Source organism: Actinomadura sp. DC4 (assembly GCF_030406325.1).
GTDB lineage: Bacteria > Actinomycetota > Actinomycetes > Streptosporangiales > Streptosporangiaceae > Actinoallomurus.
The window spans coordinates 223,700-248,273 of record NZ_JAUEQY010000006.1; the positions used below are offsets into that span (position 1 = coordinate 223,700).

General features: G+C 70.7%; 23 protein-coding genes. 11 read left to right on the forward strand and 12 right to left on the reverse strand.

Translation table 11 applies throughout. The features are described 5' to 3' along the window. Positions 1–36 precede the first annotated feature (36 nt). On the forward strand, positions 37–903 hold the full coding sequence (locus QWU11_RS12440) for a sigma-70 family RNA polymerase sigma factor (RefSeq protein WP_290105337.1): 867 nt from the start codon (positions 37–39) through the stop codon (positions 901–903). On the opposite strand, the gene QWU11_RS12445 is transcribed toward QWU11_RS12440, so the two are convergent. Beyond that, complete coding sequence (locus tag QWU11_RS12445; RefSeq protein ID WP_290105338.1) at positions 900–1,340, reverse strand: MarR family transcriptional regulator; 441 nt, start codon at positions 1,338–1,340, stop codon at positions 900–902. The genes QWU11_RS12440 and QWU11_RS12445 overlap by 4 nt on opposite strands. A 93-nt stretch (positions 1,341–1,433) precedes the next feature. Between QWU11_RS12445 and QWU11_RS12450 the strand changes: the two genes are divergently transcribed. Then, entirely contained in the window at positions 1,434–2,870 is a 1,437-nt protein-coding gene (locus QWU11_RS12450) for an MFS transporter (protein ID WP_290105340.1), read from the forward strand. Between the two features lie 59 nt (positions 2,871–2,929). On the opposite strand, the gene QWU11_RS12455 is transcribed toward QWU11_RS12450, so the two are convergent. The 5 genes from QWU11_RS12455 to QWU11_RS12475 all read right to left on the reverse strand — a co-directional run bounded on the left by QWU11_RS12455 (position 2,930) and on the right by QWU11_RS12475 (position 8,215). After that, positions 2,930–3,370, reverse strand: coding sequence for a carboxymuconolactone decarboxylase family protein (locus tag QWU11_RS12455; protein WP_290105342.1), 441 nt, complete (start codon positions 3,368–3,370; stop codon positions 2,930–2,932). 28 nt (positions 3,371–3,398) lie between these two features. Continuing rightward, on the reverse strand, positions 3,399–4,292 hold the full coding sequence (sigJ, locus tag QWU11_RS12460) for an RNA polymerase sigma factor SigJ (protein WP_290105343.1): 894 nt from the start codon (positions 4,290–4,292) through the stop codon (positions 3,399–3,401). 17 nt (positions 4,293–4,309) lie between these two features. Beyond that, positions 4,310–5,557, reverse strand: coding sequence for an FAD-dependent oxidoreductase (locus QWU11_RS12465; protein ID WP_290105345.1), 1,248 nt, complete (start codon positions 5,555–5,557; stop codon positions 4,310–4,312). Positions 5,558–5,648: 91 nt separating this feature from the next. Next, positions 5,649–6,851 carry a hypothetical protein gene (locus QWU11_RS12470; protein ID WP_290105347.1) on the reverse strand — a complete coding sequence of 401 codons (1,203 nt, stop codon included), beginning with the start codon at positions 6,849–6,851 and terminating at the stop codon, positions 5,649–5,651. A gap of 140 nt (positions 6,852–6,991) precedes the next feature. Beyond that, positions 6,992–8,215, reverse strand: a complete 1,224-nt coding sequence (locus tag QWU11_RS12475) for a deoxyguanosinetriphosphate triphosphohydrolase (RefSeq protein ID WP_290105348.1) — start codon at positions 8,213–8,215, stop codon at positions 6,992–6,994. Between the two features lie 112 nt (positions 8,216–8,327). Between QWU11_RS12475 and QWU11_RS12480 the strand changes: the two genes are divergently transcribed. From QWU11_RS12480 to QWU11_RS12500, 5 genes are all read left to right on the forward strand, one after another. Then, positions 8,328–9,806 carry a M48 family metallopeptidase gene (locus QWU11_RS12480; protein ID WP_290105349.1) on the forward strand — a complete coding sequence of 493 codons (1,479 nt, stop codon included), beginning with the start codon at positions 8,328–8,330 and terminating at the stop codon, positions 9,804–9,806. Positions 9,807–9,907: 101 nt separating this feature from the next. Then, positions 9,908–10,837 carry a hypothetical protein gene (locus QWU11_RS12485; protein WP_290105350.1) on the forward strand — a complete coding sequence of 310 codons (930 nt, stop codon included), beginning with the start codon at positions 9,908–9,910 and terminating at the stop codon, positions 10,835–10,837. Between the two features lie 7 nt (positions 10,838–10,844). Further along, the gene (locus QWU11_RS12490) at positions 10,845–11,795 is read left to right on the forward strand and encodes an MmpS family transport accessory protein (protein WP_290105352.1); all 951 of its coding nucleotides are present in this window, start codon (positions 10,845–10,847) and stop codon (positions 11,793–11,795) included. Between the two features lie 193 nt (positions 11,796–11,988). Beyond that, the gene (locus QWU11_RS12495; RefSeq protein WP_290105353.1) at positions 11,989–12,231 is read left to right on the forward strand and encodes a hypothetical protein; all 243 of its coding nucleotides are present in this window, start codon (positions 11,989–11,991) and stop codon (positions 12,229–12,231) included. 144 nt (positions 12,232–12,375) lie between these two features. Further along, complete coding sequence (locus QWU11_RS12500) at positions 12,376–12,738, forward strand: Appr-1-p processing protein (RefSeq protein ID WP_290105354.1); 363 nt, start codon at positions 12,376–12,378, stop codon at positions 12,736–12,738. Here QWU11_RS12500 and QWU11_RS12505 read toward each other — a convergent pair. Further along, a complete protein-coding gene (locus tag QWU11_RS12505) occupies positions 12,728–14,278 on the reverse strand; it encodes a cellulose binding domain-containing protein (RefSeq protein ID WP_290105355.1) in 1,551 nt (516 codons plus the stop codon). The genes QWU11_RS12500 and QWU11_RS12505 overlap by 11 nt on opposite strands. 78 nt (positions 14,279–14,356) lie before the next feature. Continuing rightward, the gene (locus tag QWU11_RS12510) at positions 14,357–15,346 is read right to left on the reverse strand and encodes a chitinase (RefSeq protein WP_290105356.1); all 990 of its coding nucleotides are present in this window, start codon (positions 15,344–15,346) and stop codon (positions 14,357–14,359) included. A gap of 265 nt (positions 15,347–15,611) precedes the next feature. Here QWU11_RS12510 and QWU11_RS12515 point away from each other — a divergent pair, with 265 nt between their 5' ends. After that, positions 15,612–16,154, forward strand: coding sequence for an MOSC domain-containing protein (locus QWU11_RS12515; RefSeq protein WP_290105358.1), 543 nt, complete (start codon positions 15,612–15,614; stop codon positions 16,152–16,154). A gap of 6 nt (positions 16,155–16,160) precedes the next feature. Here the strand turns inward: QWU11_RS12515 and QWU11_RS12520 are convergent, their stop codons facing one another. Beyond that, on the reverse strand, positions 16,161–16,649 hold the full coding sequence (locus QWU11_RS12520; RefSeq protein ID WP_290105361.1) for an Lrp/AsnC family transcriptional regulator: 489 nt from the start codon (positions 16,647–16,649) through the stop codon (positions 16,161–16,163). Beyond that, entirely contained in the window at positions 16,640–17,236 is a 597-nt protein-coding gene (locus QWU11_RS12525; RefSeq protein WP_290105654.1) for an Lrp/AsnC family transcriptional regulator, read from the reverse strand. Before QWU11_RS12525 ends, QWU11_RS12520 begins: the two co-directional genes overlap by 10 nt. Between QWU11_RS12525 and QWU11_RS12530 the strand changes: the two genes are divergently transcribed. After that, on the forward strand, positions 17,201–18,559 hold the full coding sequence (locus tag QWU11_RS12530; protein WP_290105656.1) for an MFS transporter: 1,359 nt from the start codon (positions 17,201–17,203) through the stop codon (positions 18,557–18,559). The two genes, QWU11_RS12525 and QWU11_RS12530, sit on opposite strands and share 36 nt — an antisense overlap. A gap of 29 nt (positions 18,560–18,588) precedes the next feature. Beyond that, complete coding sequence (locus QWU11_RS12535; protein ID WP_290105362.1) at positions 18,589–18,939, forward strand: hypothetical protein; 351 nt, start codon at positions 18,589–18,591, stop codon at positions 18,937–18,939. A gap of 1 nt (position 18,940) precedes the next feature. Here the strand turns inward: QWU11_RS12535 and QWU11_RS12540 are convergent, their stop codons facing one another. Beyond that, positions 18,941–19,738, reverse strand: coding sequence for a YdcF family protein (locus QWU11_RS12540; protein ID WP_290105364.1), 798 nt, complete (start codon positions 19,736–19,738; stop codon positions 18,941–18,943). 71 nt (positions 19,739–19,809) lie between these two features. Further along, positions 19,810–22,455, reverse strand: a complete 2,646-nt coding sequence (gene ppdK / locus QWU11_RS12545) for a pyruvate, phosphate dikinase (protein WP_290105367.1) — start codon at positions 22,453–22,455, stop codon at positions 19,810–19,812. Between the two features lie 231 nt (positions 22,456–22,686). Between ppdK and QWU11_RS12550 the strand changes: the two genes are divergently transcribed. Continuing rightward, complete coding sequence (locus QWU11_RS12550; protein ID WP_290105369.1) at positions 22,687–24,570, forward strand: glycoside hydrolase family 15 protein; 1,884 nt, start codon at positions 22,687–22,689, stop codon at positions 24,568–24,570. The last annotated feature ends 4 nt before the right edge of the window (positions 24,571–24,574 follow it).

Consider the following 24,574-nt stretch of genomic DNA (forward strand, 5'->3'; position numbering starts at 1 on the left):
ACCAGGCAGACGGAACGCGACGAGGAAAGGTGACCGATGCACGAACACGATCTGCTGGCCCGGCGATTCGAGGCGCAGCGAGGCCGGCTGCGGGCGCTCGCCTACCGCATGCTGGGCTCACTCGCCGAGGCCGACGACGCCGTCCAGGAGGCCTGGCTCCGGCTCAGCCGCACCGATTCCGACGGCATCGAGGACCTGGAGAGCTGGCTCCGTACGGTCGTGTCCCGCCTCTGCCTCGACACGCTGCGTACGCGCAGGTCACGACGCGAGGAACCCCTGGAGGAGCACGCGTCCGCGCCGGGCGGCCCCGAGGAGGAGGCCGAGCTCGCCGACTCGGTCGGCCGCGCGCTGCTCGTCGTCCTGGACCGGCTGAGCCCCGCCGAGCGGGTCGCCTTTGTGCTGCACGACCTGTTCGCCGTGCCCTTCGACCGGATCGCCCCCATCGTCGGCCGTACGCCGGTCGCCGCCAAGAAGCTGGCGAGCCGGGCGCGTCACCGGGTGCGCGGCGACACGGAGGTGCCCCCGGCGGAGCTGGCCCGCCGGAAGCGGGTGGTCGAGGCCTTCCTCGCGGCCGCACGCGGGGGCGACCTCGACGCCCTGCTCGCCGTACTGGCGCCGGACGTCGTACGCCGCGCCGACCCGGCCGCCCTCACCCCGGGCCGGGCGGCCGTGGTCCGCGGCGCGGACGCCGTGGCACGGGAGATGCAGGCGTTCGGGCGGCGCTCGGCCGTCGCGGAACCGGCGCTGGTCGAGAGGACGGCCGGCCTCGTGGTCGCCCCGTACGGGCGACTGCTCCTCGCCCTGGCGATCAGGGTGGAGGACGACCGGGTCGCCGCGTACGAGATCATCGCCGACCCCGTACGGCTGCGCGGCCTCGACCTGGCCGTCCTCGACGAGGTCTAGGGCCGGTGGTGATGGTCGAAGACCCGGCCGAGCAGTGCGACGAGTTGCTCGCGCTCGCGGGGTGACAGCGGGGCGAGCAGTTCGGCCTGCACCTCGGCCAGTACGGCGTCGAGCTGTTCCAGGCGGCTCCGGCCGGCCGGGGTGATGCTGATGATGTTGCGGCGGCGGTCGCCTGGATCCGGTTCCCGGACGACCAGGCCCTGCTCGGCCAGTTCGTTCAGCATGGCGACGGTGTCGCTGCGGTCGATACCGCACGCGTGGCTCAGCGCGGCCTGGCTGCCCGGCCCGAACTCCTCAAGGGCCGCCAGCAGCGCGAAGTGGTGACCGCGGGCGTCCACGCCGGACAGCGTCTCGGCGAGCAGCCGGTGCGCGACCGCCCCGGTCTTGTTGATCAGCCAGCTGGGCTTGCCGCGCAGGCGGCCGGGCGGCGTGTCCATACGAGAAAGTCTAGCCAATTCGTTGGCCAGACCCACGATTCTTGTTATCGTTGGCCGCGCCAACATTGGTGTGACCAATAATCTGAGGTGACCATGAACACAGCAGTCGGCTCGGCCCGGCTTCCCGCCGACGCCGCCGTCCCCGACCCCCGGCGCTGGTGGGCGCTGGGCGCGGTCGCCACCGCGCAGCTCATGATCGGGCTGGATCTGACGATCATGAACATCGCGCTGCCGTCCGTGCAGCGGTCCCTGCACATGTCCGACAACAGCCGCCAGTGGGTGATCACCATCTTCGCCCTCGGCTATGGCGGGCTCCTGCTGCTCGGCGGCCGGCTGTCCGACCTCATCGGGCACAGACGCAGCCTGATGATCGGGCTGACCGGTTTCGCGCTGGCCTCCGCGCTGGGCGGAGCGGCCCCGAACACCGGAGCGTTGCTCACCGGGCGCGCGCTGCAGGGCGTCTTCGGCGCGCTGCTCACCCCCGCCGTGCTGGCCACACTGGCCGCGACCTTTCCGGCCCCCGCCGAGCGCGGCAAGGCCTTCGGGATCTACGGCACCGCGATGGGCAGCTCGTCCGGGCTCGGGGTCATCCTGGGCGGGGTGCTCACCGACTATCTCGACTGGCGCTGGTGCATGCTCGTGAACCTGCCGATCGCCGTGGCGGCCGGTGCCGGGGTGCTCTACGCCGTACGGCCCGTGCCGCGCACGGCCGGGCTCCGGATCGACATCGCCGGAGCGCTGCTGGCCACCACTGGGATGATGGCGCTGGTGTACGGGTTCGCCCGGGCCGAGCCGGACGGCTGGGGCGCGGCCTCGACCGTCGGGCCGCTGGCGACCGGGGTGCTGCTCCTCGCCGCCTTCGTCGGAGTGCAGGCCAAGGTGCGCAACCCGCTGCTGCCGCTCCGGGTGGTGCTCGACCGGCGGCGCGGCGGCTCGTACCTCGCGGTGCTCAGCCTCGCCGTGGGCATGTTCGCCGCACTGTTCTTCCTGACCTTCTATCTGCAGAACGTCCTGGGCTACTCCCCGGTCAAGGCCGGGCTGGCCTTCCTGCCGCTCACCGCCGGGCTGATGATGGGAGTACGCGCGGTTAGCAGGCTGCTGGCCCGCGCCCCGGTCCGGGCGCTGCTCTGCCCGGGTCTGCTCACCATCGCCGCCGGGCTGGGGCTGCTCGGCCTGATCCGGATGGACGGCGGCTACTGGCTGCACGTCATGCCGGTGTTCCTGCTGGTCGGCCTCGGCACCGGCTGGGTCCTGGTCACCGCGAACAGCACCGCCACCCTGAACGCCGGAGCGGACACCTCGGTGGCCGGCGCGTCGGTGATGACCTCGCAGCAGATCGGGGCCTCACTGGGCACCGCGCTACTCAGCACGATCGCGGGCACCGCGGCCGCCCGCTATCTGCACACTCACCCCGGCGCAGGCCCGAGGGCGGCGGTCCACGGCTTCAACGTCGCCGGCCTGTCCGCGGCGGCCGCCCTCTGCGTCACCGCCCTCGTCGTCTACCTGATCACCGGCCCAGAGCACCCCTGACCCGCGCCGTGATCATGCGATGACCCGTCGGTCATCGCATGATCACGGCTTCTGACGCTCTAGTCGCGCTCGGCCGGTGGGGTGTGGGACGGGGCGGCGATGCGGTTCCAGGCGTTGATCATCGCGACCTGGCCGACGAGGTGCGCGGCCTCTTCCGGCTTGTAGGCCGCCGCGACGGCGTTCCACACCTCGTCCGACACGCCGCTCGGCAGCTTGGTCGCCGCGTCCGCGTACGCCAGGGCGGCCCGCTCGGCCTCGGTGAAGAGGCTCGACTCCTGCCAGGCGGAGATCTGGTAGATGCGGTCCGGGGTCTCGCCGCGTTCGAGCGCCTCGTGGATGTGCGTGTCGATGCAGAACAGGCAGCCGTTCGTCTGCGAGACACGGATCTTGACGAGTTCCCGCACCGTCGGGTCGAGCGGTCCCTTACGGATGACCTGTTCGGTGTGCGCGAGGGCCCGGTAGAGCTCCGGAGCGACCTCGGGGACGCTGATGCGTGCCATGGTGTCTTCCCTTTCTCTGCTGTGTTCGTCAGGGAGACGAGACGGCGGGCTCCGGTGTGACGGCCTCCTCGTTGGAAATTCGTGGAAGCTTGTCCGGGTTCAGCACCCGGTTGATCGCCACGATCCGCCCGTCGCCGTCAATGTCGAACGTGTCGATCGCCACGAGCCGGCCGTCCCGTCGTACGGCCGAGGCCGGCTCACCGCCGACCTCGACCGGGGAGGTCGCCGCGAGCCCGAGCCTGCGCGCGACGCCGGCGAGCACCGCCGCCACGCGTTCGCCGCCGGTGATCGGCTTGCGGGCCGCCTTGACCTTGCCGCCGCCGTCGGTCACGTAGACGGCGTCGGGATGCAGGAGGGCCACCAGCCCGTCGATGTCCCCGGCCTCGTACGCCGCGCGGAAGGCCGCCAGCACGCGCTCCCGCTCGGGCCGCCCGGCATGGGGCGCCTCGCGTACCGCCGCGACCCGGCGCCGGGCGCGCGAGGCGAGCTGCCGCCCCGCCGCGGCGGTCGTGCCCAGCACCTCGGCGATCCGGTCGAAGGGCACCTCGAAGACGTCGTGCAGGACGAGCGCGACGCGTTCGGGCGGGCTCAGCCGCTCCATGACCAGCAGCATCGCCGTGCTCACCGAGTCATCGACGAGCACCGGCTCGGCCGCGTCCGCGCCGGTGAGCAGGGGCTCGGGGAGCCAGGGGCCGACGTAGCTCTCCCGCCGAACGCGCGCCGAACGCGCGATGTCGTACGCCCGGCGCGCGGCCACGGTGACGAGCCAGGCCCGCAGGTCGCGTACGCCGGTCAGGTCGGCCGAGGCGGCGCGCAGCCAGACGTCCTGCTCGACGTCCTCGGCATCGCCGACCGTGCCCAGCAGCCGGTACGCGACGCCGAAGACCGCCGGGCGATGCGCCGCCCATTCCTCCTCGGTCACGCCTCCGACGTTAGTATCTAGACCTCCGCGAGCGGAACGCCGGTGTCCGCGAGGCGCTTCGGGTCCACGGTCTTCCCGGACCGGATCAGCGCCTGGATGTCGTCGGTGACGTCCCAGACGTTGACGTTCATCCCGCCGACGACGCTGCCGCCCTTGAGCCAGAAGGCGACGAACTCCAGGTCGTCGGAGTCGCCGGAGACGTACGCCGCCGGGTCCTTGCCCCGGTAGACGACCTCGTCGTAGTCACCGGCCCAGTCGCCCGACGCCTCCATGCCGAGCTCGAACTGGTCGGTGTAGAAGTAGGGAACGCGGTCGTAGACGACGTCGCGGCCGAGCATGGACCGGGCCGCCTCGGGCCCGCCGTTGAGGGCGTTCGCCCAGTGCTCGACGCGCAGCCGCCGCCCGAGCAGCGGGTTGTGCGCGTTGGCGACGTCACCGGCCGCGAAGATCTCCGCGTCGGAGGTCTGCAACGCCTGGTCGACGAGGATCCCGTTGTCGACGTCGAGCCCGGCCTGCTCGGCGAGCGCGGTGTTCGGCACGGCGCCGATCCCGACGATCACCACGTCGGCGGGCAGCTCGGCACCGTCGTTCGTACGGACGGAGTCCTCGGTGATCTCCGCGACCCCGTCGCCGAGGGTGAACTCCACCCCCTGCCGCCGGTGCACGCTGGCGAACACCTCGCCGAGCTCCTTGCCGAGCGCCCGGTGCAGCGGCGTGGCCTCGGGTTCCACGACGTGAACCTGGTTGCCGTACCCGCGCGCGGCGGCGGCCGCCTCCAGCCCGATCCAGCCGGCGCCGACCACGACGACCCTCTTGTCACCCTCTGCCAGTGCGCCCCGCAGGCGCTCGGAGTCGTCGGCCGAGCGTACGTAGTGCACGTGTCCCAGGTCGGCGCCGGCGATGTCGAGGCGCCGCGGCGAGGCACCGGTCGTGAGCAGGAGCCGGGTGTACGGGATCCGCTCCCCGTCGGCGAGCACGACCTCCCGCCGCGCCCGGTCGATGCCGGTCGCGGCCGTGCCGAGCCGGAGCTCGACGTCATGGCCGGCGTACCAGTCCTCCTCGTGCACGTACGCCTTGTCGATCGGGTCCTTGCCGGTGAGAAACCCCTTGGTGAGCGGCGGCCGCTCGTACGGCCGGCGCGTCTCGTCCCCGACCAGCACCACGCGCCCGGTGAAACCCTCCTCACGCAGCTTCTCCGCCGCCTTCGCACCGGCCAGACTGGCACCGACGATCACGAAGCTCTCTTCGAGGGTCTCCTCGGGCATATCGCGCACCTCCATAGGGGGCTGAACGGGCCCCCTCAGTATGTCCCGCGACCGCCCCCCATACACGAATCCACACACCTCCCGGCGCCCTCTAGAGGAAGTGCTGAAGGAGAAGCTGGTAGGCCCCGTTCCCGGCGACACCGACGGCGATCTCGCCACAGATCTCCTTGAGTTTCACGATCGCCTGCTTCAACCCGGACGCGTGCGGGTCGTCCCGCTCGACGGCGTCCTCCATGACGCGCCGGACGGACACCAGCTCCGAGTCCGCCCAGGGGATCTCCGGCGAGGCCAGCACCTCGCGCAGGGAGGCGAGTAACCGAGGGTCGGGAATCCCGTTGTGGTGCAATGTGTACGTCTGGTCCCCGGATATGTCATTGCCGGCGTAGTTGACGACACCCGAGTTATGGATATTAATGCGCGGTGCACCGTTCGACATTTTCTTCCTTTCCGCGGCGTGGGCCGCCTGGAACTCTCTCGACGCGCGATGCCAGTGCGATCCCGCATCAGTGATCTGGAAGGCAAACCGTCCATCCTTGGAGACCATCCGCCACCATTTCGCGGCGTCCAGCGCCCGATCGACGTCCGTTTCGCGATGGTCTCCCAGCCGCTCATGGATGACCCGCACGCTCTTACCCTGTTCCTCCGCGTAAAGGAATTCGATCAGCTCGCAGAGCGCCGCCGCCGCACCGGCCTCAGGGTCGCGCCCGGGGCGCCACCACGACTCCTTGAGACGACGGTGGAGGACCTTGCTCGCCGGATGCCAAGCGGCGGACGTGCCGTCAGAAAAGGCGAACCGTCGTTCGTTCCCGTTCACCCGGTAAGCGGCCAGCACCAGACGGTACGGGACTTTGGGCAGCTCAGCGGACCTGCCATGCCTCGCACGATGATCCACGCGCAGCCGCTGGTAGTCCTTGTCGAGATGGACCAGCGAGCCCGCACCCACGCCGCTGGCGGCCGACGTACGGTGGTGCGGCTTCTTGAAAGCCACCGGCAGTCGCCGCCGCAACAACATCAGGGATCGATGAATCACGGCCGCCGGCAGCGAACCGCTGATCTTATGATCGCAGTACGCCGGCAGCCCGATGACGACCGGCACCATGACGATCACCCAGAAGCCGATGAAGCGTAACTCGACGCAGATCGCGATCACACAGAGAAAGAAACAGAGAGCACCGACGACGCACCGCCCCGTGCCATCCGAGATCTCCGGAACCACAGGCGTACGCCTGACAAGATCGACAGCCTCGACACGAGAATCGGCTCGCCGAAAACCGTTCGAAGGCACCACCGCCACCTTTCCTCCGCCACCTGGCAGCCGCTACCGGCCGCACTACCCGCCTCAGGGTTCGCTCACTGTAACTCGACCCCTGTCGCCATTCATGGCATTTCAGATTGACCGGTACGAATGATGCGGAAGTAGAGCGACGAAAAGGATCAGCCGGCGAGTTCGGCGTGCCAGGCCAGAGCGGCCGTGTCGGTCAGCGACGCGACCTGGTCGACGACCGCGCGGAGGCGGCCGGCATCGTCCGTCGCCTCCTCGTAGAAGTCGCGGAACACCGGGGCCAGCACCCCCGGGGCCCCCGCCGTCAGCGCCGCTGCCAACTCCCCGATGATTTCCCGCTCGCGCGCCTGCGCCCTCTCATGGCTCGCCCGGCGCATCACGTAATACGCCGCCAGCCCCTTCAGCAAGGCGCATTCCAGGCGCTGCGCACGCGGCACCACCAGATCAGCCGCGTACCGCGTCAGCGGACCCCGCCCGTACGCGCAGTGGGTCGCCTCCTCCGCCGCCCGGCAGAAGCGGCCGATGAGCTCGCTCGTCAGGTTCTTCAGAGCGGCCAGCGTCCGTAGCGTCCCGTCGTAGGCCTGAGGCCAGTACGGCTCGGCCAGCAACGCCGTGAACCGCTCCTCCAGCTCGCCGGGCTCCGCGTCGCAGTACAGCGACGCGGTCAACTCGCACACCGCGCGCCGTTCGGCACGGTCGGCGAGGGCGGTCAGCAGGATGTGCCCGGCGTGCAGCCCGTCCTCCAGGTCGTGCACGGAGTAGGCGACGTCGTCGGACCAGTCCATGACCTGCGCCTCGAAGCACAGCCGCTCCCCCGGCGCACCCGAGCGCACCCACGCGAACACCGGGACGTCGTCCCCGTACACCCCGTACTTCACCGAACCTCGATGCCGCGCCCACGGATACTTCACCGCGGCGTCCAGCGCGGCGCGCGTGAGGTTGAGGCCCGCGCTCCGGCCGTCGGCGCCGAAGGACTTGGCCTCCAGCCGGGTCAGCAGCCGCAGGCTCTGCGCGTTGCCCTCGAAACCCCCGCACTCCGCCGCGATGGCGTCCAGCGCCGCCTCGCCGTTGTGCCCGAACGGCGGGTGGCCGAGGTCGTGCGACAGGCAGGCGACCTCGGTGAGGTCGGGGTCGCAGCCGAACGCCTTGCCCAGCTCGCGGCCGATCTGCGCGCACTCCAGCGAATGCGTCAGCCGCGTACGCGGGCTGTGGTGGCCCCCGCTCGCGGCCAGGTCGACCACCTGCGTCTTGGCGGCGAGGCGACGCAGCGCGGCGCTGTGCAGCACACGCGCGCGGTCGCGCTCGAACGGGGTGCGTTCGCGGCGCTTCGGCGGCTCGTCCACCCAGCGCTCCCGGTCACGGGCGGTGTAGGTCATGAGACCCCCGAGCGTATGCGCTGCCGCCGACACCGGCGGAACCGGCGACCAGCACAACGAGTCTGATCCCCTAAAGTCCTGCTATCTCCATCGATCGTCCCCGGGGCCGTACATGATCACCACCTTCCGCGCGGCGGTCGCCGTCATCCTGCTCGCGGGCTTCTATGTCCTCGTGGCCGCGATCACGGTCGGCGTCGGCTTCTTCGACTACTACGCCGTCCGGTACGGGCACGCCGGCGGTTTCAAGGTCGCGGCGTTCGCCACGATCGGCGGGCTGGCGATGCTGCGCGGCGTGTTCGTCGTCGGCCGTCGCCAGGACGCCGAGCAGCCCGGCGTCGCGGTCTCCCCCCGCGACGAGCCCGAACTGTGGCGTACGGTCACCGAGCTCGCCCACCAGGTCCAGACCCGGGTGCCGGACGAGATCAGGCTCGTCCCGGACGTCAACGCCGCCGTCAGTGAGGACGCGCGCCTGCTCGGGCTGATCCCCGGGCAGCGTCACATGTACGTCGGCGTCCCCCTGCTGCTGACTCTCAGCGCCGACGAGCTGCGCGCGGTGCTCTGCCACGAGCTCGGTCACTACAGCGGCTCGCACACCCGCCTGGGCGGCATCACCTACCGGGGCCGTACGGCGCTGATCCGCACGATCCAGCGGTTGCAGGGGCACGCGATCATCCGGGCCGTGTTCCTCGCGTACGCCAAGCTCTACCTGCGGGTGTCCCAGGCGGCGTCCCGGCGGCAGGAGCTGGAGGCCGACGCCGCCGCGGTCAAGATCTCCGGCCGGCGGCCGATGGGCGACGCGCTGCGTAAGGTACGGGCCAGCGCGGCGGCGTGGGAGTTCTACGTCAACACCCACTGCCGGATGATCGGTCCTGCGCAGGCGCGGCCGGCCGACCTGTTCGCGGGCTTCTACACGCTCTTCCACGAGCCCGCCATGGGCGCCGAGCTGGCCAAGGTGATCGACGCCCCCGAGGAGCGCTCGCCGTATGACTCGCATCCGAGCCTGGCCGAGCGGCTCGCGGCGATCGAGCGGCTGCCCGAACCGCACGTACGGCCGGACGGCCGGCCCGCGCTGACGCTGCTGCGCGACCCGCGGAGCGCGGCACTGGCCACCCAGGTGTCGATGCTCAGCGAGGAGGCCATGCGGCTGCCGATCCTGGAGTGGCCGCAGATCGTCGAACGGGGCCTGTGGACCGCCTCCAACGCCGAGGCGCTGAAGGACGTGTTCGAGGCCGTCGCCCAGATGACGAACACCCCGCAGCCCACGGTCGACACCGTTCTGCGCGTGCTGGCCGGCGGTGGCGCCGGCGACCTCGGCGCCCGGCTGCGGCGGGTGGGCTGGCAGGGCGACGACACCGCCGAGCTGGTGTCGCGCGTCGTCGCCCGCGCCTTCGAGGGCCTGCTCATCCAGGCCGGCCGGGCCCGCTATGCCTTCTCCTGGTCTGACCTGGCCAAACTCCGCGACGATAACGGCACGGAAATCGACCTGAGCGGCGTCGTACGGCGCGCGGTGGACGATCCCCGGCAGGTGAACGCGTTGCACGAAGAACTGACGCGGCGGGGCATCTCCGCGTCCGCCGCTCCCCGTCTGTGATCACGGCAGTCCTATTTACGAAATATCGGTTCAGTTGGCTTTTCGGCATGGTTGGATACCCGCCAAGAATCGGCCTTTATTCATCACGGGGAGCTCGGGTCATGGGACGTCGTACAGCTGCGCTTTCACTGGGATGCGCGCTGTTGCTCGCTCTGGCGGGTTGCGGCACGAAGGTGACAGGTGGCGGCGGGGGCGGCGCCGAGGCGGCCGGTCCTCCGGCGGGCGGATGGCCGCAGCCGGTGAACGGCAAGCTGACCACCGCGATGTGCGGCCTGCTGACCGACGCCGACTACAAGAAGTTCGGCCATGACCGGCTTCCGTCGGTCTCGCAGAAGATGGTGGACGGCGAGCCCAACGCGGTCGACTGCCTCTACACCGTCCAGGACGACCTGTACCTCAGCCTCCAGCCGACCGCCGAGGCCGCCAAGCTGGGGTTCGCCGCGCGCCTGAAGGACCACAAGGACCGGCTGGCCGAGGACCAGCGCCCGACGGTGCTGGCCACCAACGTGGTCCAGGGCGCCGACGAGAGCTGGTTCGACTACTGGACCCTCGGCACCGCGGACTCCAAGTTCAAGGAGTACGAGCTCCAGCTGCGCCGGGGCGCTCTGCTCGTCAACATCACCCTGAGCGGTCTCAAGGGCAAGACGGAGCAGGACCCGCGCACGGTCCTGTCCGGCCTGGCCGGCCTGGTCCTGCAGCGCATCCCGACCGTCGGCAAGACCGACACGGGACGGACGCTGAAGGCGAAGTTCACGGTGATCGGCCCCGGCCGGGCCCGGCAGATCATCTACAACGACCCGTCCACGCAGAAGTCGGTCACCGTGAAGAACGTGAAGCTCCCCTGGCACGTCGAGAAGCCGCTGATCACCCTGGGCCAGCCCACCGTCATGCTGACCCTGAACGCCCTGGACAGCTCGCCGATGGCGGCGGTCGGCTGCAACATCTCGGTCGACGGTCAGACTGTGGTCCAGGAGTCGCCCCAGATGGGTCTCGCCAACTGCATGGGGAACTACACGCCGCCGAAATCCTGAATTCACTGTGACGCAGCGTTTCTCGCATCTGGCGGTATTCGTACTGCTGGTCGCGCTGACGGGGTGCCGTACGGCCGAGAGCGGCGGGCCGCCTCCGGGCGGCTGGCCGCAGCCGGCCGGCGACCGGCTCACCGAGGCCATGTGCGGCCTGCTGACCGACGCGGACTACACCAGGCTCGGGCATGCCCGGCAGGCCAAGACCTCGGGCAGCGTCGCCGTACGGGCCAACTCCCTCGACTGCCAGTACCGCTCCAACGACGAGATGTCGCTGGACCTGGTGCCGACCGCGGGGTTCGCCAAGTACGTCTTCGCGGCCGGCCTGAAGGACCACAGGGGTCAGCTGGCCGAGAGGCACCGGCGACCGGCCCTGGTCAGCGGCGTGATCGGCGCCGCCGACGAGAGCTGGTTCGACTACTGGACGCTCGGCGACGCCGACGACCGGCCGGTGGCCCACGAGATCCGCGTACGCCGGGGCGCGCTGATCCTCGGCATCACGCTCAGCGGCGTACGGGGAAAGCGTGAGAAGGATCCGCGCAGCGTGCTGGTCGACCTGGCCGGCCTGGTCCTGCGGCGCCTCCCGCACGTCGGCGCGAAGGACACGGGCACGCCGCACCGGATCGAGTACGAGGTGATGGGCACGGGCCGGGCCAAGCAGATCCAGTGGACCGACTACACCGGCGTCCAGAGCGCCGGCACGCTGACCGGCGCACGCCTGCCGTGGGCGCGAACGGTGCCGATGGCCGCCGCCGACGGCACACAGCCGGACATGCCGGACGTCAGCGCGGAGACGAGCTCCCCCACGGCGAAGGTCGGCTGCCTGATCGTGGTGGACGGCGTCCCGGTGGCGGCGCAGCGTCCGCAGCGGCGCTTCGTCCGCTGCCAGGGCACGTTCCCCGACGCCGGCGACGACACCCAGCCCGCCTCCTTTCGAGGGCCGTTTACCGCCTCGTCCGAATAGCGGGTCTTTTGCGCGGATTGGTGTGGGACACCGGGCCGAAACGCCTTACTTCCGATCGTGAACCCCGCCTAGATCTTCGCCAAAACCAATCCCCAATGCGGGCGAAGGCCGAATCTCTGGGTAATCAGCGAAAGGCGTGGCGATGCAGGTAGCAAGCAACTGGCCTGCTACTACTCACACCTATGGGGGACATATGGGACTCAAAGCAATGGTCTTCGCCGGCGCGACGCTGGCGGCCGTGACCGCCGGCCTCGCCACGCCCGCCTTCGCCGCGACGCAGACCGCGCCGAGGACGGCGATCCAGCACCAGGGCGGCGACGACGACAACGACGTCTCGGGCCTCGTCGGTGAGTCCCCCGTCTGCTCCGCCCTGGGGACCGAGACCGTCCCGACCGGGGAAGACATCGCCAAGTGCCTGGGCGGCGGACTCGACTGACCGGCGTGAGGGCCGCCCCCGAGCACGGGGCGGCCCTCACTGCATGTCGCCGCCTGGCCTCCCGTGGCCGGCCTCATGCTCATGCGCCTCTGACCCTGCCCCCATCACGGCGGTCTGTCAGTGGGCCTCAATACGATGACGATCATGGCTCGGATCCACTACCTGCAGGGCGACGCGACCTGTCCTCAGGTCAAGGGACCCAAGGTCATCGCGCACGTCTGCAACGACCGCGGCGGGTGGGGCAAGGGCTTCGTCGTCGCGGTGTCGCGACGCTGGCCGGAGCCGGAGGCGGCCTACCGACAATGGCACCGAGACCGCGCCGGCAACGACTTCCGGCTGGGCGCGGCGCAGCTCGTCCAGGTCACCCCGGACACATGGGTCGCCAACATGATCGGCCAGCACGGCACCAGATCCAGCCGCAGCACCGGCCCCCCGATCCGCTATGACGCACTGCGCCGATGCCTCCACACCCTCGCCTCCCACGCCAGCGGCGACGTCAGCCCGTGAAGGCCTTGAAGATGTTCGTGAACTCGTACGTGCTCTGACTCAGCCCGCTGCACGTCGGCGACAGGGTGCCGTTCGGGCAGCCGCCGTTGTCGCGGCCGACCGACCAGAAGCCCACGTACCCCACATGGTTCGTCTGGGCGTAGCTCAGGATCTGCCGGGCGATCGCCTGCGTGGTCAGCGGACCCGTGTCGTTCTTGCCGATCATCGGGGTCAGGCCCAGCATCCGCTTCAGGTCCGCGTCGCTCTTAGAAGGCCAGACCTGCCTCATCTGGCCCAGCGTCGCGTTGGCGGCCGAGATGATCGCGTTGCCCCAGTCGCCCGAGTAGCCGAAGTCCATCAGCATCGGGTTGACCGTGACCGAGAGCCCGCGCGAGGCGGCGTCCTGCAGGATCTGCACCGAGAACGGGTCGACGCCGTAGTCCTGCCCCTGCACCCGCAGCGTGTACGTGATGGCCGTGCCGCGCGCGGTCTGCAGCTGTTTCAGCGCCGCGTTCACCGTGGCGATCGGGATGGACGCCTCCACGTCCACGTCCAGGCGGTTGCCGCCCACCGCGTCCAGCGCCTTCTCGTACGCGGCCAGCAGCGCGGCCGTGCTGCCGCAACTGTTCTCCAGGTACGGGCCCGCGGCGCCGCCGGTGGACACGGTCACGTCGCCGCCCACGCCCTTGAGGTCGTTGACCTCCCCGATGACCCGCGAGTCGTTCAAGGGGATCGTGCCGCCCCACGAGGGGTTGCAGCCCGTACTGTCGGCCAGCGCGAACGCGAGGTTGAAGTGCTTCTGGCCGGTGGCGTTCGCCACGTCCCGCAGTGTCGGGGTGGCCATCGTGATGTCGATGTACGGCGAGAAGCGGCCGGCTCCCGGAGTCCCGCCCGAGGCGTCCGTCGTCGCGCTGACGGAGGCGCCGAACGCCGACAGGTTGCCCGCCGCGTCCTTCGCGCGCACCTTGAAGGTGTACGCGGTCGAGGCGCTCAGGCCCGCGACCGTCGCGCTCGTGCCGGTGGCCGTCGTGGCGAGCGCGGAGCCCTGGTACACCTCATAGCCGGTCACGCCGACGTTGTCGGTCGAGGCGCTCCACGACAGCGACACGCTGGAGGAGGTGTGGCCGCTCACCGTCAGGCCGCCCGGCACCGAGGGCGCCTGGGTGTCCGAGCCGCCGCCACCGCCCGTACACCCCGCTCCGTTCAGCTTGCACCCCGTCGGCGCCCCGGTTCCGGAGGCCACGAAGCCGAAGGAGGCCGAGGCGCCGGGCGCGAGGGTCCCGTTGTAGTCGCGGCTCCTGAAGGCGTAGTGCGACCCGGTCTGGGTCAGCAACGCGTCCCAGTAGGTCCCGGCGGTCGTGCCGGAGGGCAGGTCGAACTCCACCACCCAGCCGTTGACCGTGGACGTGCCGTTGTTGGTGATCGTGTACTGCCCCTGGTAGCCGCTGTCCCAGGTGGACGTCTTGACGAAGGCCGCGGTGCCTGCCGCCGCGTACGCCGAGGCGACGGGCAGCGCGAACAGCGCCAGCGGTAGCAGCAGCAGGAGGATGGCTCTCTTCATGGGCGGGGGACCTCTCTCAGGGGGTGGATCCGGCTCCCGGCCGCCGTCTGGCGGGACACCGCGGCCGGGAGCCGGGGCTCAGCCCGTGTAGCGGGCGACGATCCGGGCGAAGTCGTACGGCTGCTGGTCCACGCTGCTGCACCTGCCGTCGACCCAGCCGGTGGTGCCGGTGCACACGCGGTCCCGGTTGAGCGACCAGAACGACAGCCGGGCGAGGTGGTGGCCGCTCGCGTAGCCGAGCAGGGTGGTGAACGTGTCCTGGGTGAACAGCTCGCTGGGCTGGTCGGTGTGCCCGTTCATGAGGGTCAGTCCCGTACGGGCGTAGACCTGGGCGGAGGAAAGGTCGGGTCGCAGCGCGGTGAGCTGGGCGTGCGCGTCCTCCATGACCTTCTCCACGTCGGCGGCCATCGAGGCGGCCGGGCCTCCGTAGTCGAAGGCCATCACGGCGTACGTGTCGATGTCCGCGCCGTTGTCCTCGGCCCGCTGGATCTCGGCCCTGTCCAGGTCGCTCAGCCCGACCGTCGTCACCGGCATGGTGAGGGAGACCTCGAGCGCGCGGCCCGCCGCGGCGGCGTTCTGCTTGAGGATCCGTACGGCCTGGAATCTCTTGGCCGCCCCGCTCGCGTCGCCGAGGTCGTCGCCCTCGATGTCCAGGTCGATGTGGGTGAGCGCGTACTTGTCGATCACCTGCTGGTACGCCCGCGCGAGCGAGGACGCGTCCGGGCAGGCGGCGCCCAGCTCGACGCCGTTGTAGCCGCCGAAGGAGACGGCGACGTCGCCGCCGGCCGAGCGCAGCGCGCCGACGTCGGCCGCCACGGTGGTGTCGCCGGCGACCGGGGCGGAGCCGTCCCAGGTCGGAGTGCAGCCGCCGCCGTTCGGCGCGAGGACGAAGGCGAGGACCAGTTGCCGCAGGCCGCTGCCGGTGATGTCCGAGATGGGCTGCGGGTCGTTGTCGAGCGGCATGAAGTACGGCGCCGCCGTGAGCGAAGGGGCGGCGGAGGCGGGGGCGGACAGCCCTGCGAGGACGAGCAGGCAGGCGGTCAGGGCGATCCAGGCGCGGGGACGCATGGGTCCTCCAAAACGAGCGGCAGCCGGGACTGTCGCGGTCATCGGAGCGCCCCCGGCCCCTGACGCGGCAGTAACCCGAGTGGACTAGATCCGGTCAGGATCCGTCAATATCTAACAGGAAAGTTTCCTATCAGAGTTTCCCGCTGCTGGTCGATGCCCAAGTCAACACCTAGACCGCCTTTTGGGCTTTTTGCCGAAAACCTTCATTTACGGATGCCCGAAAAAGCCATCGCCCGCCGGGGAGGCCGCTGGTTAGGCTTCGAGCATGGGCGGAACAGTGACGGCGGTCAGCAGCAACGGGAAATACTCCTTCACCAAGCCGAACCGCGACGGCATCACCCTGCTCGCCGGATTGGGGGTCGAGGGCGACGTCCACGCCGGCGTGACGGTCAAGCACCGCTCCCGCATGGCACAGGACCCGACCCGGCCGAACCTCCGGCAGGTCCACCTCATCCACGAGGAACTGTTCGCCGAGGTCGGGGCGGCCGGGTTCACGGTGGCGCCCGGCGAGCTCGGCGAGAACGTCACCACGCGCGGCATCGACCTGCTCGCCCTGCCCGTCGGCACGGTGCTGCGCCTCGGCGACGAGGCGGCCGTGGAGGTGACCGGCCTGCGCAACCCCTGCCGCCAGATCGACGGCTTCCAGGACGGCCTGCTGAAGCAGGTCCTCGGCCGCGACGAGGCGGGGAACGTCGTCCGCAAGGCCGGGATCATGAGCGTCGTGATCGTGGGCGGCGTCGTACGCCCCGGCGACGTGATCAAGGTCGAGCTCCCCGCCGGGCCGCACCGCCCGCTCGACCGCGTCTGACCCGCGTCAGCGGCGGTCGTCCTTCAGCCGTTCACCGGCCACGAGCGTCGCGGCCTGTTTGATCTGGCGGTGGACCGGGCTCAGGTCCGCCGACTCGACGCCGGGCAGGGTCCCGACGCGGTCGGAGGTGAACTCGAAGAGTTCGTCCAGGTCCCGGCAGTGGACGGCCGCGAGCAGGTTGTTCCGCCCCGACAGGGCGACGGCGAAGCCCACTTCGGGCATCCGCGCCAGCACGCGTCCCACCGCCTTGGCGGACGGGTGTACCCGCAGCCAGAGGTTCGCCCGCGCGTGGTACCCCAGTGCCGCCGGTGCGAGCTCCAGGTGGATGTGGACGACGCGTTCCGCGATGAGCGTCTCCAGCCGCCGGGACGCCCGGCCGGGGGTGAGGCCGGCCGCGGACGCGAGGTCGACGAGGCTGGCGCGCCCGTCGGCGGCGAGGGCCGCCAGCAGCTTCTCGTCGTGGTCCGGGAGATGGGGCGATCGGTTCACGACCATGGCCGACTCGCCGAAAGCCCGTCGGCCGGGCCCAGCCGCGCCTCCTGCTCGGGCGTCAGCACCCCGGTGAGCGCGGCCCAGTAATGGCCCCGTCCGCCGAGGAACTTTCGGAGCATGACGGACGCCTCGAGGTCGAGTACGGCCGCGGCGCGCGGGAGCCTGCGGCCGAGCAGGTCCTCGCGCTCCTCCTCCGACCGGGACCGGACCGCGCACGTGACCTCGGCGCCGAAGTCGTTGAGCGCGACCCAGGTGACGTCGTCCCGGTCCGCGAGCGCCTCGGCGATGGCCGCGCCGCTGCCGGGCCGGCACCGAAGCCGCACCATCCACTGGCTCTGGCCGAGCGCGCCCGGGTCGACGGCCCCGGTCACCCGCAGCACGCCCGTACGCCGCATCCGCCTGTACCGGCGGGACACGGTCGGCTCCGACAGCCCGAGAACCGACGCCATCGTCGCGAACGGGACGCGCGGATCGACCTGGAGGGCCCGGATGACTCGTTCGGCGCGCTGCAGTGGGTCGTCGACGGCTACGCGCTGGCGCTGGCCGCCCTGCTGCTGGGCGCCGGCGCGCTGGCCGACAGGTCCGGTCACCGCCGGATCTACCTGGTCGGGATCGCCGTGTTCGCGCTGGCCTCGCTGGCCTGCGGCCTCGCGCCGGACCCCGCGGCGCTCATCGGCGCCCGGGTGGTGCAGGGCGCGGGCGGCGCGGCGATGATCGCCACGACGTTCGCGCTGCTGAACGGCTCCTACACCGGCCGGGACCGGGGCACGGCGTACGGGATGTGGGGAGCCGTGTCCGGTGCCTCCTCGGCGGTCGGGCCGTTGCTCGGCGGCCCGCTGACCGAGGGCCTGTCGTGGCGCTGGATCTTCCTCGTCAACCTCCCGGTGAGCGCGGTGGCCATCGTCATGAGCGCGCTCGTCCTGCGTGACGCGCCCACCGGTCGGGCGCGTCGTGTCGACGTGCCGGGTGTGGTCCTCTTCTCGTCCGCGATCGGTCTCCTGACGTACGGGATGATCCGCGCCGGCGAGTACGGCTGGGGCGCCCCGACCTGCTGGCCGGCGCTCTGCGGCGGCGCGGCGCTGCTGATCGCGTTCGCGATCGCCGAGACGCGCGTCGCCGAGCCGTTGCTCGATCCGGTTCTGCTGCGCAACCGCGTCTTCGGCGGCGTGCTGATCGCCGCCCTCCTGCTGAACTTCGCCGCGTACGTGTCGCTGACCTACACCTCGATCTGGATGCAGTCGGTCCTGCGGCTGTCCCCGGTGACCGCCGGTCTGGTCGCCCTGCCGATGTCGGGGGCCGCGTTCGCCGTCTCGGCCTCGCTCGGGCGGGTCATGCACCGGCTGCGGCCCGGGCGGCTGATCGGCGGCGGGATCCTGCTCATCGGGGCCGGTGACCTTCTGGGCTTCGCGCTCGTGCGCGCGTGGCCGTCGTGGCCGGCGCTGCTGCCCGGCTTCTTCGTCCTCGGGCTCGGTGTCGGCCTGGCCACGCCGCCGATGAGCTCGACCGGCACGGCGGCGGTGCCGGCCGGGCGCGGCGGGATGGCGGGCGGCGCCGTCTACACGGCCCGGCAGGTGGGCTACGCGTTCGGCATCGCGCTGCTGGGCAGCGTCTTCACGGCCGGCGCGCACCACACCCTCACCGGCCGGCACGTCGAGTCCTCCGGCGCGGTCGCCCACGCCATCGCCGGCGCGCGGAGCGCCGACGTGCTGCGCTCGGCGCCCGCGGGCTCACGCCACGTCCTCGGCGAGGCGGTCCACGCCGCCGCCGCGAACGGCATCGCGGTGCTCCTCCTCGTCGCCGGGCTCGTCGGCGTCGCCGCGGCCCTGAGCTCGTTCGTCCTGCTCCGGGAGCGCCCCGCGGCCGAGACCGCCGCCGGCGCTCCCGACCCGGAACTCGTCCGGGACCGCCCATGACCGTCGGTACCGGCGTGGATGATGTCGGCGTGGATGATCTGGAGCTGTTGCGGCGCGAGTTCTCCGCCGAAGAAGGCACGTTCTTCGGCCGGCTGCGCCCCGATCTCGTGTGGGACAAGGCCGCCTTCGGCCGGCTGGAGCAGGCCATGCGCCGGGTGTGCGCCGCCTTCGAGGGCCGCGACGACCTGCCCCGGTGGCTCGTCGAGGGTTTCTGGGACTGCCACGACTGGGTCCCCGGCTGGACCGGGCACCCGAACTTCCCCCGGCCCGAGCCGCCCGAATACTACGAGGAGGCGGTCGAGCGACTACGGGACCTGCAGTACTGGTTCGTACGAGGCGAGTCGCTCTACCTCCCCGGGCACGAGTGGAAGGACCTGTGACCTACGGCTCGTCGCGCCAGCGGCCGTACAGCTGGAAGTACAGGTAGCCGCCGGTCTCGCGGACGATGTAGTGGAACTGCGTGTCACGGGAGTAGACCGTCGGGCCGCTGCGGGTGGGTGAGGTGGCCGCGTTGATGCCGTTCGCGCGGGCCATGGTACGGGAGCGCAGCGCGTGCGGCGGGTCGGTGACGATCGTCGCGGTGTGCCAGCCCAGCTTCTTGAACTCACCGCCGGCCGCGATCATGCTCTGCAGCGTGTCGCTGCCCGCGGGCACGGCCACCACCTGGCTCGACGGCACGCCGTGCTCGGCCAGCCAGGCCTTGCCGCTGCCGGCCTCGGTGTAGTTGTCGCCGGGCCGCTTGCCGCCCACGGTCACGATGTGCTTGGACACGCCGGCCTTGTACAGGTTGAGCGCGTGCCGCAGCCGCCAGGCCAGCACGTCGCCCGGAGTTCCGTTGAACTGCGCCGCGCCCAGCACGAGGATCGCGTCCGAGTGCGTGCGGACGTCCTCGCGCGCGACGTACCAGACGTACGCTCCGGCGGCCAGGGGAACGCCGATGATCAGGGCGATCACCAGGTAGAACGCCCGCTTCACCCAGCGCCACGGCGTGCGCGGCCGCGGGCGGCCGGGATCCTCGTCGTAGGGGACCAGGGGCTCCGCGGGCGACTCCGGCCGCGCCCGGCGCGGCAGGTCCTCGCAGGTCGGGTCGGCCCGCCGTACGGGAAGGTCGACCCGGGTGCGCGGCGAATCTTCGTCCTTCTTCGTGGCGTCCCGGTCGATCTCGACGGTGGGATCCACATCGTCCGGCCGTTCCGTGATCGCTCCTCCATCTCTCACGACCGGTCAGACGATCTAGCCGGGCCGAAGGTTCACGAGGTCTCGTTCGACTCTATAGCCGCACGTCCCGCTTCCAGGCGAGCCACGGGGATGCGGAACGGTGAGCAGGACACATAGTCCAGTCCGGCGTCGTGGAAGAAGTGCACCGACTCCGGGTCTCCGCCGTGTTCGCCGCAGATGCCCAGCTTGAGGTCCGGGCGTGTCCTCCGGCCCTCCTCGACGGCGATGCGCACCAGCCGCCCGACGCCGTCGACGTCCAGGGTCTCGAACGGGGAGACGCCGAAGATGCCGAGCTCCAGGTAGCGGCCGAAGAACGCCGACTCCACGTCGTCGCGGGAGAACCCCCAGGTCGTCTGGGTCAGGTCGTTGGTGCCGAAGGAGAAGAACTGCGCCGCCTCGGCGATCTGGCCGGCCGTCAGCGCGGCGCGGGGCAGCTCGATCATGGTGCCGATCAGCGCCTCGACGCCGATCTCCGCCAGGATCCGCGTCGCCTCCTCCCGTACGATCTCCAGCTCCTGCACGGCCCCGACGAGCGGGATCATGATCTCCGCGTGCGGGTCCCGGCCGGCCTCCTTCAGCTCGGCCGTGGCCTCGGCGATGGCGCGTACCTGCATGGCGAACAGCCCCGGGATGACGACGCCGAGGCGTACGCCGCGCAGGCCCAGCATGGGGTTCTGCTCGTGCAGCCGCTGTACGGCCTCCAGCAGGCGTTCGTCGTCGTCGGAGGCGTGGCCCGTGGCGACCTTGACCGTCAGGTCGGTCAGGTCGGGCAGGAACTCGTGCAGCGGCGGGTCGATCAGCCGGATCGTCACCGGCAGCCCGTCCATCGCCTCGAAGATCTCCTTGAAGTCCTGCTTCTGCAGGGGCTCCAGGGCGTCCAGGGCGGCGCGCCGGTCGTCCTTGGTCTCGGCGAGGATGAGGTCCTCGACGTACTGCCGGCGCTCCCCCAGGAACATGTGCTCGGTCCGGCACAGCCCGATCCCCTGCGCGCCGAACCTCCGGGCGCGGGCCGCGTCCTCGCCGTTGTCGGCGTTGGCGCGTACGGCGAGGCGGCGGCGCTCGTCGGCGTGGCTCATCACCCGGTCGACGGCCTCCACCAGCTCGTCCTGGGCCTCGTCGCCCTCGAAGTAGCGCACGACCGGGGAGTCGACGACGGCGACCTCGCCGAGGTAGACCGCGCCGGAGGAGCCGTCGATCGACAGGACGTCGCCCTCCTTGATCGTGACGTTGCCGGGGCCGTTGGCCTGCCGCGCCTTGACGTCGATCTCGAGTTCTTCGGCACCGCAGACGCAGGTCTTGCCCATGCCGCGGGCGACGACCGCCGCGTGTGAGGTCTTGCCGCCGCGCGAGGTGAGGATGCCGCGTGCTGCGATCATGCCGTCCAGGTCGTCGGGGCTGGTCTCGCGGCGCAGGAGGATGACGTCCTCGCCGTCGCCGGCCAGCTCGACCGCGCGCCGGGAGGTGAAGACGGCCTTGCCGACCGCCGCGCCGGGCGAGGCGCCCATGCCCGTCGTGAGCTTCTCGGCGCCTGCGGTGTCGCCGAAGCGGGGGAACATCAGCTGGGCGAGCTGCTCGCCGGTCACCCGGCGTACGGCCTCGTCCTCGTCGATGAGCCCCTGGTCGACGAGCTGGAACGCGATGCGGAACGCCGCCGCGGCGGTGCGCTTGCCCACGCGCGTCTGCAGCATCCAGAGCTTGCCGCTCTCGATGGTGAACTCGATGTCGCACAGGTCGCGGTAGTGGTTCTCCAGCTTCTCCATGATCTGCAGGAGCTCGTCGTACGAGGCCTTGTCGATCTCTTCGAGGTCGGTCAGCGGCACCGTGCTGCGGACGCCCGCGACGACGTCCTCGCCCTGGGCGTTCTGCAGGTAGTCGCCGTAGATGCCCTGCTGGCCGGTTGCCGGGTCGCGGGTGAACGCCACACCCGTACCCGAGTCCATGCCCAGGTTGCCGAAGACCATCGCCACGATGTTGACCGCGGTGCCGAGGTCGGCGGGGATGCGCTCCTGGCGGCGGTAGAGGATGGCGCGGGGGGCGTTCCAGGAGCCGAAGACGGCCTTGACCGCGAGGTTCATCTGCTCGCGCGGCTCGGTGGGGAACTCCCGCCCGGCGTGCTCACGGACGATGTCCTTGTACGTCCCGACCAGGGCGCGGAAGTCCTCCGCGTCCAGGTCCACGTCATTGTCGACGCCCTTGGCCTCCTTGGCCGCGTCGATCGCGTCCTCGAACAGGTCGCCCTCGATGTCCAGCACGGTCTTGCCGAACATCTGGATCAGCCGGCGGTAGGAGTCCCAGGCGAACCTCTCGTTGCCGGAGCGCTCGGCCAGGCCGTGCACCGACTCGTCGTTCAGCCCGATGTTGAGGACGGTCTCCATCATGCCCGGCATGGAGAACTTCGCGCCCGAGCGGACGCTGACGAGAAGCGGGTCGTCGGGCTGGCCGAGGCGTTTGCCCATCTCCCGCTCCAGCGCCTCGAGGTAGCGCTCGATCTCGGCGTCGAGCCCGTCGGGCACCGATCCGTGCTCGAGAAAGTGCCGGCAGGCCGCCGAGGTGATCGTGAAGCCGGGCGGCACGGGTAGTCCGAGGTTGGTCATCTCGGCGAGGTTGGCGCCCTTGCCACCCAGCAGATCCTTGAGATCCTTGTTGCCCTCAGTGAAGTCGTACACATACTTCGGCATGGGGACTCTTCCTCACTCCGGCGCGCTGAATGCGGTGACTCTACCCAGCTCTCGGTGAATCTTCGGTCACTGTGGGCTTTGATGATTATTCGCGCAGGTCACACCGGGTGGAGTGGTCTATTCCAATACCGACATTCCCGGGCATTTAGCCCAATAACCCCCACGCAGAGTCTTCTTTCCTCGACCTGCGACTATGCGCTTACCGCGCTCCATGCCGGAGATGATGGCGGCATGAGGCCCGTGACGGACGGGGGCACGGGCGAGCCCTTTGCCCCGATCGCAGAGTACGGATTCCTGTCCGACGCCGAGACGACGGCGCTGCTGGCACCGAGCGGCACCGTCGAGTGGATGTGCCTGCCGAGGTTCGACTCCCCCAGCGTCTTCGGCTCCCTGCTCGACCGCGACGCCGGCTACTTCCGCGTCGGCCCGGCGGGCGTCGAGGTCCCCGCCGCACGCCGCTATATCCCTGGAACCCTGGTGCTGGAGACCACCTGGTGGACGCCCGGCGGCTGGCTGGTCGTGCTCGACACCCTCCTGATGGGCCCCTGGCACCACGAGACCGAGCGGTCGCACACCCACCGGCGCGCGCCGACCGACTACGACGCCGACCACGTGCTGCTGCGCATGATCCGCTGCGTGAACGGCCAGGTCCAGGCCCGGGTCGACTGCCTGCCCAACTTCGACTACGGCCGCACCTGCCCCCAGTGGGAGTACACCGGGCCCGGCTACCACGAGGCACTCGCGACCGGCGCCGGCGTCGAACTACGGCTGAACACCGACATGAACGTCGGCTTCGAAGGACCGCTCGCCACCGCGCGTACGCTCCTCAAACAGGGCGACACGAGGTTCGTCACGCTCTCGTGGAGCGAGCACCGGCCGCCGGTGACCTACGACGAGGCGCAGCACCGCCTGCTGTGGACCGTGCACCACTGGCAGCACTGGCTCGACCGCGGGCACTTCCCGGACCACCCGTGGCGTAGCCACCTGCAGCGCAGCGCCCTCACGCTCAAGGGCCTGACGTACGCGCCGACGGGCGCCGTCGCCGCCGCGCCGACCACCTCCCTGCCCGAGACGCCGGGCGGCGACCGCAACTGGGACTACCGCTACACCTGGATCCGCGACTCGACCATGGCGCTGTGGGCTTTCTACACTCTCGGCTTCGACTGGGAGGCCAACGACTTCTTCTACTTCATCGCCGACGTGGCCGAGGCCGCCGGCGGGCACCTGCAGGTCATGTACGGCGTCGACGGCCGGGCCAACCTCGACGAACATGAGCTGGACCACCTGGTCGGCTACGACGGCGCCCGCCCAGTACGCGTCGGGAACGGCGCTTACCTGCAGGAACAGCATGACGTGTGGGGCGGCATCATCGGGTCGATCTTCCTGTACGTCCGCAAGCGCGACCGCCTCGACGACCGGCTGTGGTCGATCATCGTCAAGCAGGTCGAGGTCGCGCTCGAACACTGGCGGGGCCCGGACCACGGCATGTGGGAGGTACGCGGCGAGCGCCGGCACTTCACCTCCTCCAAGGTCTTCTGCTGGATGGCCGCGCACCGGGGCGCACAGCTCGCCCTGGTCCGCGGCGACACCGACCGGGCGATGGAGTGGCAGGAGGCCGCCGACGAGATCCACGCCGACATCCTGGACAACGCCGTGGACGAGCGCGGCGTCTTCGTCCAGCACTACGACACGACCTCGCTGGACGCGTCCGCGCTGCTCATCCCGCTGGTCGGCTTCCTGTCCCCCGACGACCCGCGGGTCCGCGCGACGATCTTCGCGATCGCCGACGAGCTGACCGAGGACGACCTCGTCTACCGCTACCGCGCGGCCGAGACCGACGACGGTTTCGGCGCCGATGAGGGCACGTTCACGATGTGCTCGTTCTGGCTGGTGTCGGCGTTCGTGCTCATCGGCGAGCTGGACCGGGCGCGGGCGCTGTGCGAGAAGATCCTGTCCTACGCCAGCCCGCTCCAGCTGTACGCCGAGGAGATCGACGTGCACAGCGGCCGCCACCTGGGCAACTTCCCGCAGGCCTTCACGCACCTGGCCCTGATCAACGCGGTGATGCAGGTGATCCGCGCCGAACGCCGCGAACGCCACGCCCCCTTCGCCTAGGGCC